Origin of the sequence: Brucella ciceri, assembly GCF_041930145.1 — a bacterium.
Taxonomy (GTDB): Bacteria; Pseudomonadota; Alphaproteobacteria; order Rhizobiales; family Rhizobiaceae; genus Brucella; species Brucella intermedia.
In genome coordinates this window covers 147,393-161,596 of record NZ_JBHEEV010000005.1, presented here as the reverse complement: position 1 = coordinate 161,596, position 14,204 = coordinate 147,393, and the positions used below count along the sequence as shown (strand labels likewise).

The following is a 14,204-nucleotide window of genomic DNA, read 5'->3' as shown; positions in this document are numbered from 1 at the left end:
CGCGGCCAGCCAAGTTAGTCTCAGAATATTAACGCACCTTCGGGCGCACGTATGCGGATAAGGAGCGAAGTCATGAAAATATTCATAAGCGCGGATATCGAAGGTACGGCTGGTATCACCAACTGGGACGAGGCGCGAAAAGGGCATGCTGACTACGAAGAGTTTCGCGAATATATGACAGACGAACTGGTCGCCGCCTGCGAGGGTGCACGGGCAGCAGGTGCGAAGGAGATCGTGGTAAAAGATGCACACTCTACCGCGCGTAATCTGATCCTCTCGAAACTTCCCGACTATGTTCGCATCGTCCGGGGCTGGAGCGGGCACCCCGACGCCATGATGTTTGGTATTGACCGCAGTTTCAGTGCGGCGCTGTACACCGGTTATCACAACAAGGCTGGCACCGATACCAATCCGCTAGCTCACACGTTGACTGGCACTGTTTCGCGAATGCTGATCAACGGCGAAGTTGCTTCTGAATTCACGCTGAACGCCCTCTGTGCGGCACGCTATGGCGTACCTTCGACGTTTCTTTCGGGGGATTCGGGAATGTGTAGCGAAGCGCATGAATTCGTGTCTGGTATTCGCACGGTCGCCACCAGCGAAGGACATGGCCCCGCAACCTCCTCTTTGTCACCGCAGGCTGCCGTTAAAGCAATTCGCGACGGCGTTGAGCGGTCGTTATCGCGCGACCTGTCCAAATGCCTTCCAAAACTCGCAAACACGTTCGAGCTCATTGTGGAATACACAAACCCAATCGAAGCCTATCGAGGCAGTTGGTATCCGGGGATCGAACATCCGGCCCCCCGCACACTGCTTTTCAGAGCTAATGACTTTTTCGATATTCAGCGTGCAATTCGATTTGTCGTCTGATTATGCTGAAATTTTGCAACTGTGTCTGAGTTGGGCTTTGATGCGTCGATTTATTGAGGTTCGTGTTGAGATTGTAACGAGCGTCGCACATGGTCTTGACTGTAAAGAAGTATGGTACTCGCAATCGAGCGCCATAATTCGATCTATCAGGACCAACAGGGAAGGCGAACGACACAGTGACTGCCACATTGTGTGATCTTGCCCGCTGAAAAATGCCAAGCTGAAGCGTTTCGCTGCGATTTTACGAGAAGCCATTAAAACTCATTATACCAGATTGAGGCTTTTCATCACTTTGCGCAGGGTTGAAACGCTTTGATAGCCCGCTTCCACGCTCGCCATGGCCAATGGGACACCTTCAGCCTGACGACGCATGACATGGGAAGCACGCAGGCGCTGACGCCATTCAATAAAGCTCATCCCAGTTTCCTGGCGAAACTTGCGCGTCATCGTCCGGCGGCTCATGCCCACCTCTTCAGCCCAGTCATCGATGGTAAGGTCCAGACCCGGATTTCCAAGAAGATTCCTGCACAGCTTTCGGAGCTGCTTTTCTGTCGGAAGCGGTACCGTCAAAGGCTGCCTGCCCGCGCAGCGGATTTCGTCCAAGATGAGAGCGGAAAGATGCCTGCCACGTCCGTTTTCGTCATAGAGCAGGGGCTCCTTGGCAAGCGCCTGTATGCTGGCGTCGAGCAAGGCGGAAACTTTGAGGACCCGCGTCTCCTCCCATAAGTCGCGTGAAATGTTCTCTTCAACATAGACCGAATACATTTCCGTTTCGCCGAACGTTTCCACCGCATGCGGCAGATCTGGTCTCAATAACACCGCGTAACCGCTTGGAAGCATGAACGCGCCCTCTTCGGTCAGCGCCGTCATGTAACCGGTATTCCCGTAGAGCAATTGACCGCGCCGATGACTGTGCCAGCCAAAATTCATGCCGGTTTTATATTCACGCCGCATGACCGCCAGAGGCCGCGGTAAATTCTGATAGTCGATGGCGTGTTTCGGTCGCATGCAGATTTCCGTTTGGCCCAATTTGACTGAAATTGTCATATTTAGCGGAAATTGCAGAATTTTGACCCAATTGCAACGGAGTTTGGCCTGACTCCATCAAGGTTGCTGAAATATATTCAGCTGCGTAACGCGTTCATTGATAAGCACAAATTAGAATTATTCTGAAATTCGAGTTTGCGCAACGCCAAAATCATCGCATAACCCGCAGCCACGATCAGCTAGCGGGAGAAAGTGCCGTCGGCTGGCCGGGCGGCAAGGAGAGCCGAATTGAATACGAGTGGTGCTGCGCGCAAACAGGGCACAACGAACCCACGCCGGACGAGCGTCAAGTCTCTGCTGGAAACCGTAATTTTGGGTGGTGCGGCTTCCATCGCAATCGCATCGCCATCCGCAGCGCAGGAGACCGGAATCCTCAAGCTCGACACGATCGAGATACAGACGTCGGATGGGAAAGGTCCGCGTGCTCCTGTAGAAGGTTATGTTGCCGAGCATAGCCGTGCCGCAACCAAAAGTGACGTGCCGATCCGGGAAGTCCCCCAGTCTATTTCGGTTGTGACCCGTGACAACATGAACGACCGCGCGGTGCAGTCGGTCAGCGAAGCTATGCTCTATAGCGCCAATGTGAACGCACAGCGTTATGGTGCCGATGTTCGTTCGGACTATTTTACGGTGCGCGGCTTTCCGGCCGATCTTTATCTGGATGGCCTGCGCATTCCCCAGATTGCCAGCCAATCTGGCGGCTATTCCGGCTTCGTCGTCGAACCTTATTCTTTGGAAAGCGTGGAAATCCTGCGCGGCCCGAGTTCCGCCCTGTTCGGTCAGAGCAATGTGGGCGGCATCGTCAATATGGTCAGCAAGCAGCCGCAGGCCGAAGCTTCGCGCGAGATTTATCTGCGCGGTGGAAGCTTTGAACGTAAGGAATTCGGTGCCGATATTACAGGGCCTATCAACAACGATCCGCGCTTCACCTATCGTCTGAACGGAATTTTCCGCGATAGCAACACATCCTATGATCTGGGCAAGAATGATCGTATTGCAATCAACCCCAGTTTCGCCTGGCGGCCGGATGCTGATACCAGTCTCGTGGTTTCCGGCGGCTATCTGAAGGATGATATGGGACAGGCCGGCGTCATAATCCCGGCCTATGGCAGCGTGTTGCCAAACCCGACCCGACAGACGATCTCACGCGACTTTTCCGATGGAGATCCGCGCAATGCGATCTACAAGAAAGAGATCGGTTATGCGGGCTACGATTTCGAGCACCGTTTCAACGACACGTTCACTCTGCGCCAGAATTTTCGCTACTCGCATATGAAGACGGATTATCGCAATCTGTTCACAGGCGTCATCCCGACAAAGGGCTGGGACGGGCATACGATTCCCCGCACCAACTATCTGGCCCAGCCCGAACTGGATGCGATTGCCTTCGATACGCAACTGGAGTCGCGTTTCGATACGGGACTGGTGGCTCATACGCTTCTTGTGGGCTTCGATCAGCAATGGCAACGTCTCGACAATTATACTGCCTCGGCAAGCGGCCCCACGCAGGATCTTTTCAATCCGACCTATGGCCAGCCTCTCGCGGAGCTGTCGCCGACAACGCGGCTTTTGCAGAAGCAGTACCAGACCGGCATTTATGTTCAGGACCAGATCGAAGTCGGCAAATTGCGTGTCACGCTGGGCGGCCGCAAGGATTTCGTCAGCATCCGTTCCGAACAGACCGCACTCGCATCAGGGAAGACCACGGATTACGAACAGGATCCGGACAAGTTCACAGGCCGCGTGGGGGTGGCTTACCTGTTCGATTCAGGCCTCGTTCCATATGCCTTGTACTCGACTTCGTTCCTCCCGACATTGACACTCGCCGACACGCCGCTCAAACCTACTACCGGCACCTTGAAGGAAGTGGGCGTGAAATATGCACCGGAGGGAGAGGATTACACCGTCACACTTTCGGCTTTCGAGGCTGAGCAGCAGAATGTCGTGAACCGCATCTCCGGGGTTTATTACCAGACGGACGAAGTGCGGGTTCGCGGGATCGAGCTTGAAGGAACTGCACGTCTCTGGGACAGGCTGAACCTCACCGCTGCATTGAGCTTCCAGGACCCCGAAGTCAGCGAAAGCCAGAATCCTGACCAGATCGGCAAATTGCCTTATACCGTGCCGAAGAACCAGCAATCCTTGTTCCTGAGCTACGACATGCCGTTGCCGGGCAATATCGAAGGCAACCTTGTCGTCGGTGGCGGTGTGCGTCGCATCGGAAAGACGGCGGGCGACACGCTCAACACCTTCTATGTGCCGTCCTATACACTGGTGGACGCGTTTCTGCGTTACGACATCGGCAATTATCGTTTGCAGGTCAATGCTTTCAATCTCGGCGACAAGAAATATGTTGCCGGCTGCAATTCCACCAGCCAGTGCTATTATGGTCAGGGTCGTTCCATCGTCGCGACGACGAGCGTTCGATGGTAACAGTTTTTTCTCGGCGTGATATTCTTGTAGGGGCGGCCTTGGCTGCCCTTACATCTGTCGCCCGCGCAGAGTCCTCGAAAGTTGTAACGCTGGAATGGGCTGCAACTGAAACTCTCCTTTCGCTCGGCATTGTTCCTGTCGGGGCTGCCGATCTGGCTGGGTATCGCCAGTGGGTGAACATTGGGAACGATAAGCTTTCCAGTGCGGTCGATGTCGGCGGGCGTCAGCAGCCAAGCCTTGAGGCCTTGATGCGTCTCAAGCCCGATCTCATTGTCACATCCGCATTGCGCCATGGCGCCATTGCAGATCGCCTGAACGAAATTTCGCCAACCTTGCTGCTCGACGAAGGTTCCGAAAAGTCCGACTTCTACGACAACATCAAAGCCGGGCTTGTGGCTTCGGGCAAAGCGGTGGGGCGAGAGCCGGAAGCACGTGAGGAATGGGTCTCTTTTGAAGAGCGTCTTTCCTCAGCGCGGTCGAAGCGCTTGCCGCAGGAAACCAGGATTGTCATTGCGCAGCCACTGCCGGGCGTCGCCCGTCTGCGCATCTTTACATCCAATTCCGCCGCGATGACGACGCTGTCAAAAGCCGGATTTTCCACGGCTGTCGATCTTGGCAGCCAGTCCTTCGGTTTCACCACGCTGGGGCTGGAAGATCTCGCCGTGCTCGATGCTGACACGCATCTCTGTCTTCTTGGCGATGAGCCTTCGCGGGAACTGACGGAAAGCGCCCTTTGGCCGGTCCTGCCAATGGTGGCGAGCAATCAGGTGCACGCAATAGGTCCTGATATCTGGCCTTTCGGGTCCACACGGTCGATGTTGCGTCTGCTGGATCGCGTGGAAAGCGCGCTCCCCGCCTGACCCAAACGCGATGAGCATTATCTTACGCAAAACCATTCTTGCGGGCGATGGTCCGGCATTCCGGGCCGGATACAAGCAGAGGTTATCGCGATTCACGGCGCATCAGCAGAATGAATAACGGCGCTCCGATGAAGGCGGTGACAATCCCTGCGGGAATTTCCTGCGGCGCTATCAGGGTTCTTCCAAACATATCCGCGAAGGCGGTGAGGATTGCTCCGATAAGCGCCGTAACAGGCACGAGCTGGCGATAGCGGGCGCCGCTGCACAACCGCGCGGCATGCGGAGCGATCAATCCCACGAAGCCTATTGCGCCAACCGTCGCCACAGCACCCGCCACCGCGAGCGAGGCCAAAAGCATCGTCCATATTCGGGCGGACATTGTGTTGAGACCAATGGATTCCGCTTCGTCCCGCCCCATTGCCAGAATATCGAACCACCGTGCGAGTATCATCATCAAGGGGATGAGGACGAGCCAGGGAGCAAGTGCCGTGACATCCTGCCAGTTGCGGCCGTGCGTGGACCCCGCCAGCCAGGAAAGCGCCTCGGCGACCTGCAATTTGGCTTCAATGACGATGATTGTGCTGACCGCCGCGAGACTGGCGGCGACCGCAATGCCGGTCAGCGCGGTGCGCTCGGGCGACATCCGGATCGAAAGAAGCGAAATGCACAGGACGACCAGGCCTGCACCGAGCAAGGCGAGAAGCGCGAATAACGGGCTGCCGGGCACGACCCCGATCAAAAGTCCGGCAAGACCGGCAAGCGCAGTCCCTTGCGACAGGCCCAAGGTTTCCGGACCCGAAAGCGGATTGCGGGTGACGAGTTGAAGCAGCAGGCCAGCGCATGCAAGCAATGCTCCCGCCCCCATGGCGATCAACACGCGCGGCATGCGCAGGGCGTAGACGGTATTCCAATCGGTTTGCCAACCGGCCACTCCGTCACCGAAGAGCAGGCCGAGCAGGAAAGCCGCCACCATCAATCCGGCGAGAACGGGATAGAGCACTGTTTTCCGCTGAAACAAAACCTTATGCGAAACGACGTTTGCGCGCGTACGCGTCTCCCCTTTGATCCTGCGAAGAACCAGAATCAGGACGGGGGCAGCGAAACAGGCGACGAAAACTCCAGCGGGGATGATCGTGCCATGGCTGCTCAACAGCTGTGCCGCAACATCGGCAGCCAGAAGTGCGACAGCCCCCAAAAGCGCGGCTGCCGGCAGAAGAAGACCGTGTTTGTGAAAACCAACAGCCCGCAGGAAATTCGGGACGGCGAGGCCAATGAAGCCAATCGGTCCCGCGATGGAAACCGCCGCGCCGGAAAGGACGACCGTAGCCAGCAAACCGATGATGGCCGGCGCTTTCCCAAGGCCGAGACCCGAGGCCATGTCGTTACCGAGCGCCATAACATCGAATTGTCGCCCCAGGAGTGCAAGCAGCAATATTCCGGCTAGTATTGCTGGCGCCAGCGAAGCAACCCTGGTCCAGCCGGATTGCTCCAGAAGACCGGAAGACCACAAAAGAATGCCCGATGCCCGATCGTCGGCCATAAGCACAATCGCTGATGAAAGAGCCGAGAAGGCGAGGGAGATTGCCACCCCTGCAAGCGCAAGCCGAACCGGCTGCGCGCGCAATCCGCCTCCCACCAGAAGACAGAGACCTCCGCCGATAGCTCCGCCGAGGATCGTTGCGAGAAAGCCCGGAAATGCGAATGGAAGCAATAGACTGGCAATAATGAGGGCCAGCTGGGCACCGCTGGTGACAGCCAGTATGTCGGGTGCGGCCAAGGGGTTGCGCAGCACCGTCTGCATGATCACGCCCGTGGCTGCAAGGGCGGCCCCGACAAGAACAGCGGCAAGAGCCCGGGGCAGGCGGATGGTTTCAATGATGATCTGCGCCAGCGACTGGGGCCGCGACGGCGCTTGCAAAACGTCGGACAGCGTGACGTTACCACTGCCGACAAGGAGTTCGGCGATAATCAGCCCCAGCAGTAGCACCGACGCCAGTAAAAACAGGCCGAACACATGGGTTCGGGGCTTGGCAGCTTCCGCGACGGCGTCCCGTGACCTCATCTCGCGGCCTGATTTTGATCATCGACAATCCAGCGCGGCAGACAGAAGGAGATCGGCAGCACAGGGTGGGCGATAACGTCCATGTCGAATTCAAAGGCTTCCTTGAGATGCTGTCTCGTCAGGACGCTTTGCGGGTCGCCGGAAGCCATAAGCCGCCCCTTGCGCATTAGAATGACATCGTCAGCCAGCTCAATTACCTGATTGAGATCGTGAAGTACGGCTATGATGGTGAGATTACGCTCTCGGTTGAGCTTTTTCAGAAGAGTTAGAAGCTCGGACTGATGCCGTATATCGAGAAAGTTCGTCGGCTCATCAAGGAAGAGTACGGAAGGGTTCTGCGCAAGAGCAAGGGCAACCCAGGCCCGTTGCCGTTCGCCGCCCGACAATGAAGCGACCTGCCGGTGCCGAAGGTTTTCCAGTCCGACCTGTGTGATCGATTGTGCGATGATGGCCCGGTCGGCCTGCCCCAGGCGCGAGAGCAGCCCCCGATGAGGATGGCGACCATTTTCAACGAGTTCCTCGACCGTAAGGCCTGCCGGAACTTCAGGCATCTGCCCAAGTACTGCGACCTTTCTGGCAAGTTCGTGGCGGCGCATGCCACTGATGTTCCGTCCTTCGAAAAGCACGGTGCCCTGCGAGGCTTTTTGCAAGCGTGCCATGCAACGCAACAATGTGCTTTTGCCGGAACCATTGGCGCCGCATATCGCAGTTATCCGACCGGCGCTGACAGAGACATTAACGGATGTCAGCGCAGGCGAACCGTCATAGTCGACGGATAAATCGTTGACCTGAATGACTGCCGGCTTCGTCTCCATTCTCGAATTCTGTTCCGGCAAGGTTCACGCGGCTTTCATTGAAACTAGGACGATCTGAAATAATAACTTTTCTCAACAGAGGCAAGCGGGTTCCTGATCGCGCAGAAATGGTCAAGTCAAGCTATTAAACAATATCTCCTCGCAACCGCGCCTGGGCGAACGAACCCGCCGCGTAGAGACGGTTGCTAGGGCGGTTCCTGTTCTGACAGAATCGCCGGAACCGCTCTAACTATTTGTTTTATCGCATTATCCAACGCAAAACCGTTTCACACTTTTGCTGGAAATGCTCTATGGAAAGCGGTAGATTGTAGCCGCTAATTGGCCCAGCAATAGCCGAAAGCGCAGCCGGAAATGGTTACTTTCTGGGATACTGCGAAGGGGTTTTCATTCTCAAGCGCGATGCGGATCAACCGAGACCGGTCACGTGGACGGAACATGTTCTGGAACTCCGCGGGCAGGGCATCGGCAACGGTCAATATAGTTTCGATTTTACCCTTGGCAGACTGTGCTCCACCGGAAACATTCACCGTCATGCCTTTGCGGACATTGAACAGATATTCATCCGGCAGGTATGCGAGAATATAGGATTCTCCGCCATTGATCTGCATAAGCTCGTCACTGAACTTCACCACCTGGCCCGGGAGAGGCACCTTGGCGCCCACGGTTCCTGCCATGCTGGCACGCAGGAAACCCTGATCATAAATCCCATTCAGTTTGTCCATCGCCTGACGATAGATGGCACGCGATTGCTGAAGGAGCTTCAGTTCGTTTTCCGTAGCTGCCTTTTCGCTTTGCAGTTGGGCAACACGTTCAGCGGCTTGCAGGCTGTTGCGAAGCGCGTCGTCCTTGGCAAGCGAAGACACGATGCCTTTCCCTGAAACAGTATCGAACTGGCTCGAAGTGCCTTTCGTTTCGCGTGCGGTGCGCTCTGCCAGAGGAAATACAGCAGTGATGGAGCCGAGTTTGCCTTGAAGCTGCCCCTCACGGATAGCGAGATCGCTGTCCCGGAAGGCGATATTGGCGAGTTCCTGAATCATCTCGAATGACTCAATGCGCGCAAGCTGCGTACCGGCTTGCACTTCATCACCTTCCTTGACAAAAACCTCTGTCACCTTGCCTGGATAGTTGGCGCTAACCAGATAGCGCTCTTTCAGGACAGTGCCATCGATAGACAGGACGAACATGTTGCCGATGAGGTAATAAGCGAGCGAACCTAGAAAAACGAAGACCAGGCCGAGATAGATCATACGCCCGAGTTTTCCGGAGGACGAGCGCTTCTGAGCATCGAGAACATCGATGCGAGTTTGTTTGCGTAGACGTTTCACTTGATTTTCCGTTTTTACCAGGGACGTTGCATGCGGACTTTCACCGGTGTGTAATTGTCACGGTGAGAGCCGGAGAACACCCATTCGTCAATATAGGCAATGAGTCTGACGGGGCGCATGACATAAGTCATGAACAGGGAATAACCCGGCAGGAACAAGAGGTTGCGCAGGAAAACATGCCGACCCGTACACCAGGCGGAAGCAGCCAGAATGAGCACATCGATTGCCAGCAGACCGATCTGCATTGCGATCAGGATTGCTGGTGTGAAGGCTCCATACTGGATGAACAGCCAGACCAGATAGACCGGGAAGATAAAAGCTCCCACGACGTTGAAGAGCAGGAAATCCCACTGATGGACGGCCTCGGTGATCCGGAATGCGGGCGATAGCGGGTTCATCAGCTGAACGTGCTTGCGATAGCGAATCCAGATCGCGTCGCGTTCCCACCGCAGGCGTTGCCGTATGTACTGATAAACAGTCGTAGGCACATCGGTATAACACACCGCCTCGGGGGCGTATTCGATCCGCCAGCCCTTCAGGCGAAGTCTGATTGTCGTATCCAGGTCTTCCCCGCCGCCAACATCAAAGCCACGGATGTCGTCCAGAGCCTTGCGCCGGAAAGCACTGAAGGCGCCTGACGCGCAGACGACCTGATTGACCGCGCTGGCAATGCGCTTGCCGACTGCAATAGATTGCAGGTATTCGATTTCCTGAAACTGGCTGATAACACTCGCATCGCTGTTGCGAGGAGCGATATCCCCACAGACGGCGCCCACTGCAGGATCGGAAAACGGCCTCAGCAGATATTCGAATGCGTATCGGTCGAACGAACAGTCACAGTCGACATTGATTATGATATCGCCCGAAGCGTAGGCGCATGCTAGATTGATGCCGCTGGACTTGCCGCCGCGCAGACTGGTGGATAGCACTTTCGTTGCCAGTCCCTGTTTGACGAGGGATTGAGCGACCTCGACCATGCGGTCAGTAGAACCGTCGCTGACGATGACGATCTCAAAGTTCTGTATAGACTGCTCGTGCAGAGAGCGGACGCAAGCCTCAAGCGCATCTTCCTCGTTATGCCCCACGAGAATGACACTGACGCTGGGATGCTCGCTGGCCGTGCCGTCTTCTTCGATCAGCGCCTCGGCATCCGGCGAACGCATGACCATTCCCGCCACGAGAAATGGCAGGATGTAGCGTGGAAATTCGAAGATCAACGTGTACCAGAAGACCGACATGATACTAAGGGTCGTCTGGCTCAGCAGAAATGCGAAGCCCAGTTCCAGCGTGTTCACGGTCAGCCTCTTCCGAGACGTTGTTTCACCGTCAACACGGGAGACAGCTTGACACGTAGGACTTCCTCGCTGCTTCGCACGGTGTCCTGCAACTCCCGCTCAAGGACCGCATCAAAGCGTTCTGCCAGAAGATAGGCCATATCACCATCTACAAAGAGCGAAGCGGCAACGCCCAAACGGTTACGCAGATTCTCGAAAAAGAGATCCCGGGACTTGTCGAATGTGGGGCGGCCATTGACCGAGATTACCTGTTCGCCATCGGCGAACCGAATTTCTGCCAGGGCTGCATTCGCACCCGCGGATGCATTGATGCGGTCGATCTCTCTTTGCAGCGGAACTGGTAGAGAAGAGTCGGTCACGGAAAGCCTGCCCTCCAGAAATGCCGCACCGGCGTCCGTCAGGAGATAGCTGTGGAGATCCACTTGCTGGATTGCTTCACCATCCGTACGGGCATTGCAATCCAGACAGACGAACCCGACTTCGACTTCCGACGATGTAGCTTCACATGTGTTGCAAGTATACGCTTCGCCCGGGCGATCGTAGTCTTTCCCGTAGTTGCGAAGCTGGCGCTGGCATTTGGGGCAGACCAGCGACATTCCCTGCCGGAATTGCTCTTGCGGCAATATGGTCGCACAATGGAAATGATGAATGAGCGGACTTTCGCGCAGATCGGCCGAGCGGCAGGATGGGCATTCCTCGCGGACGGACAGACGACGCGAGTGGCAGTTTGGACACTCGTGCAGCCGATCGAAGAAACGCCGTTTCAGGAACCCGCGCAACACAAGGCTTTCGGCAAGCGGGACGATCTTCCCGGCCGAGTAGAATCCCGGATAGCAGACGGCTTCCGGTGCCAGCGGATAGCGCATTGCTCGCAGCTCTTTGTTCGAAACGTACATGTGCGCCAGCAATTGGATCTCGGGATCCACCGACTGACGGAACTGCAGGGTCAGTGCGTCCCCCTGCTGACGAAACTTGAGGATGCGCCGGGCGGTTTCTGTCCACGTCCGGGGCTCTTGCAGGTCGAAATGCGCGTCAGCAAAATCGCCGGCACGCCCCTTGAGGTCTATGAGCGGGGACTGAAGTGAGCCGACAAAATCGCGAATGTTGTGCAGAGGCGACGAACGCCGCTCGTCGGCGAACAGAATGGCATCGACATGCCCGTCTGCGTCCGTGTCAAATAGCAGGCCGAATATCTCGTCCAGATGTGCAGGCATACGTGGAAACCAACGGGCGGTAGGTTTCCACGTCAGGCCATTGTCCTGCCAGACGGCGCGGATCTGGTTGGCAAGTTGCTCGGGGGTGGCGAACCCGCCATGTGCCAGACGTTCGTGGCCATTCGTAGGAAGAGTCATTCTGAGCTCGTAGTGATTAACGTGATGCGATTGACCGGGCCTCAGAGAGGCTCCAGTTCTGTGACGGCTATTGGGACATCCAAGATGAACCGAGCCTGAACATGTTCCTGAAATGCGTTGTTCCCCCCTTTTAGGGGGAGAAATCGCAGACCTCATATAAACAGCAATCGGAAAAAGCAATGGGGTGAATGTGGCGATTATGCAACTTTTAGTGGACCGCGTTTATCCACGGTAACGATCCGCTTCAGATAACGTCCAAATTGAATGAGAACGTGAGATGAGAACGTCTCGATAGACAATTCTCTAAAGTCCCCGGGACCAACCGTCACCGGATTGGAACGACCGCGAAAACCTCATTGCCTTCACTGAACTCCTGCTCTCCTCAGAAACCTAGCGCCTTGCGTTCGTAATAAGAGTGATTGAACGGGCTGCCGCCGTCACAAGAGGCGCATATTTCTCTTCTGCTTCCTCTGGCGTATAGCGGCTGCGAGATACAGCAATATTGATTGCGCCATAGGGATGGCCCCGAGCGTCCAGAATAGGCGATGCGAAGGAAAGATCGCCGTGGAAATATTCCTCAAATGCAGTTGCATAGCCCTTGGCTGCGGCTTGCTTGAGCTTTGCATTCAACTCGTCGCGATTCCATGTGGTGTGGGGTGTGTAGGGATGCAAATGAGAGCGATCCAGCACTGCGTTCGCTTCATCTTCCGACAGGGCCGAGAGGATAGCAATGCCGGGTGCCGTGCAGTAAGCCGGTAGACGCATGCCGGTGACGACATCGTTGTTCAATACATGGCGGCTCATGAATCGCTGGACGAAAACGATGTCGGTCTCGTCCAGAACGGTCAGGTTTACCGTCTCTTCCGTGGTTTTGCTCAGGTGAAGAAGATAAGGCGTACCCCGTTCGACGAGCACACTGGCGCGGCTGTAATGGTAGCCGAAGTCCAGCGTCTTTACGCCCAGTTCAAAACGCTTCGTTTCGCTGCTCTTGGTCAGATAGCCCAGTTTGGTGAGTGTATAAGTGAACCGCTGCGCCGCTGAAATATCCAGCCCGGTCTCTTCCGCGATCTGAGACAGGCTGAGAGTTGGCCTGCTGCCATCAAAGGCCCGCAAAACACGAAATGCTTTTTCGACGGATTGCACGAGCAGTGGATCGCGATCACTGCCCACGCTTTCATTGACTGATTTCACTGACTTTTCCGCTTTGCGTACCATCAAAAACTCGCCTGAGATAATCGTCGTTTAATAGCAGAATTATCAAGAATCTGAAAAGATGCTTGACATTATAATACAATAAAATCACCATAACATAATAGTTATTGCAATGCAATAAAAGATTTGTAAGCGCATAACCCCAAAGGGAGAACACAATGGATCGCTTTATCCTGACTGAGCGTCGAGGCGAGGTCGGCATCATCACGCTCAACCGTCCCCACATCCTCAATGCGTGGCACAGCGCGATGCGCCGCCAGCTCATCGAGGCTTTCGATGTGTTTGAAGGCGACGCCGATATCCGTGCGATCATTCTGACCGGGGGCGGCGACCGTGCGTTCAGCGCAGGTCAGGATCTCAATGAAACCCGGACGTTCGATGCCGAGCGCGGCAAGGAATGGGTTGGCGAATGGGAGCGTCTTTATGATCGCATGCGTTCGCTCTCCAAACCACTGATCGCGGCGCTCAACGGTGTCGCTGCCGGGTCTGCCTTTCAGGTAGCGCTTCTCTGTGATTTCCGTATCGGCCATCCGGCCGTCCGCATGGGCCAACCGGAGATCAATTCCGGCATCGCCAGCACCACCGGCCCGTGGATCATGCGCGAGATCATCGGTCTTGCCCGCACCATCGACCTCACGCTGAGCGGGCGCCTGATGGATTCCGAGGAATGCCACGCCATCGGAATCATAAATCGCATTGTCGATCAGTCCAAGGTCCTGGATGAAGCTGTCGCGCTCGGACGGGAACTCGGCGCCAAGCCGCCGGTAGCCATGCGTCTCAACAAGCAGCGTTTCCGCGAAATGACGGAAGCAGGCTTCCGCGACTGTCTGGCTGCGGGATCGCGCATTCAGAAGGAAGCCTATGCATCGGGTGAACCGGCTCGCATGATGGAGCAGTTTCTCGCCGAGCGTGCGGCCCGCAAAGCTTCCTGAC

At 56.0% G+C, this 14,204-nt stretch carries 11 protein-coding genes; 4 read left to right on the top strand and 7 right to left on the bottom strand.

What is annotated here, in order from left to right:
- Positions 1-72: 72 nt before the first annotated feature.
- Positions 73-870: a M55 family metallopeptidase gene (locus JNC63_RS11745; RefSeq protein WP_006470748.1), complete on the top strand. Its 798-nt coding sequence runs from the start codon at positions 73-75 to the stop codon at positions 868-870.
- Positions 871-1,134: 264 nt separating this feature from the next.
- On the opposite strand, the gene JNC63_RS11740 is transcribed toward JNC63_RS11745, so the two are convergent.
- On the bottom strand, positions 1,135-1,917 hold the full coding sequence (locus JNC63_RS11740; protein ID WP_006469639.1) for an AraC family transcriptional regulator: 783 nt from the start codon (positions 1,915-1,917) through the stop codon (positions 1,135-1,137).
- Between the two features lie 228 nt (positions 1,918-2,145).
- Between JNC63_RS11740 and JNC63_RS11735 the strand changes: the two genes are divergently transcribed.
- Positions 2,146-4,350, top strand: coding sequence for a TonB-dependent siderophore receptor (locus tag JNC63_RS11735; RefSeq protein ID WP_006470744.1), 2,205 nt, complete (start codon positions 2,146-2,148; stop codon positions 4,348-4,350).
- On the top strand, positions 4,344-5,210 hold the full coding sequence (locus tag JNC63_RS11730; RefSeq protein WP_050791032.1) for an iron-siderophore ABC transporter substrate-binding protein: 867 nt from the start codon (positions 4,344-4,346) through the stop codon (positions 5,208-5,210). Before JNC63_RS11735 ends, JNC63_RS11730 begins: the two co-directional genes overlap by 7 nt.
- Before the next feature lie 82 nt (positions 5,211-5,292).
- Here JNC63_RS11730 and JNC63_RS11725 read toward each other — a convergent pair whose 3' ends face one another.
- From JNC63_RS11725 to JNC63_RS11700, 6 genes are all read right to left on the bottom strand, one after another.
- Positions 5,293-7,272, bottom strand: a complete 1,980-nt coding sequence (locus JNC63_RS11725; protein WP_006469642.1) for an iron ABC transporter permease — start codon at positions 7,270-7,272, stop codon at positions 5,293-5,295.
- Entirely contained in the window at positions 7,269-8,087 is an 819-nt protein-coding gene (locus tag JNC63_RS11720) for an ABC transporter ATP-binding protein (protein ID WP_006470742.1), read from the bottom strand. Before JNC63_RS11720 ends, JNC63_RS11725 begins: the two co-directional genes overlap by 4 nt.
- 314 nt (positions 8,088-8,401) lie before the next feature.
- Entirely contained in the window at positions 8,402-9,412 is a 1,011-nt protein-coding gene (locus JNC63_RS11715; RefSeq protein ID WP_006469644.1) for an HlyD family secretion protein, read from the bottom strand.
- A 14-nt stretch (positions 9,413-9,426) separates the two neighbouring features.
- A complete protein-coding gene (locus JNC63_RS11710; RefSeq protein WP_006469645.1) occupies positions 9,427-10,707 on the bottom strand; it encodes a glycosyltransferase family 2 protein in 1,281 nt (426 codons plus the stop codon).
- A 2-nt stretch (positions 10,708-10,709) separates the two neighbouring features.
- Positions 10,710-11,921 carry a TackOD1 domain-containing metal-binding protein gene (locus JNC63_RS11705; RefSeq protein ID WP_244911660.1) on the bottom strand — a complete coding sequence of 404 codons (1,212 nt, stop codon included), beginning with the start codon at positions 11,919-11,921 and terminating at the stop codon, positions 10,710-10,712.
- A 528-nt stretch (positions 11,922-12,449) separates the two neighbouring features.
- Positions 12,450-13,274 carry an IclR family transcriptional regulator gene (locus tag JNC63_RS11700; protein WP_006470739.1) on the bottom strand — a complete coding sequence of 275 codons (825 nt, stop codon included), beginning with the start codon at positions 13,272-13,274 and terminating at the stop codon, positions 12,450-12,452.
- Between the two features lie 155 nt (positions 13,275-13,429).
- Here JNC63_RS11700 and JNC63_RS11695 point away from each other — a divergent pair, with 155 nt between their 5' ends.
- Positions 13,430-14,203 (top strand): enoyl-CoA hydratase/isomerase family protein, encoded by a 774-nt coding sequence (locus JNC63_RS11695; RefSeq protein WP_006469648.1) that lies wholly within the window; start codon positions 13,430-13,432, stop codon positions 14,201-14,203.
- The last annotated feature ends 1 nt before the right edge of the window (position 14,204 follow it).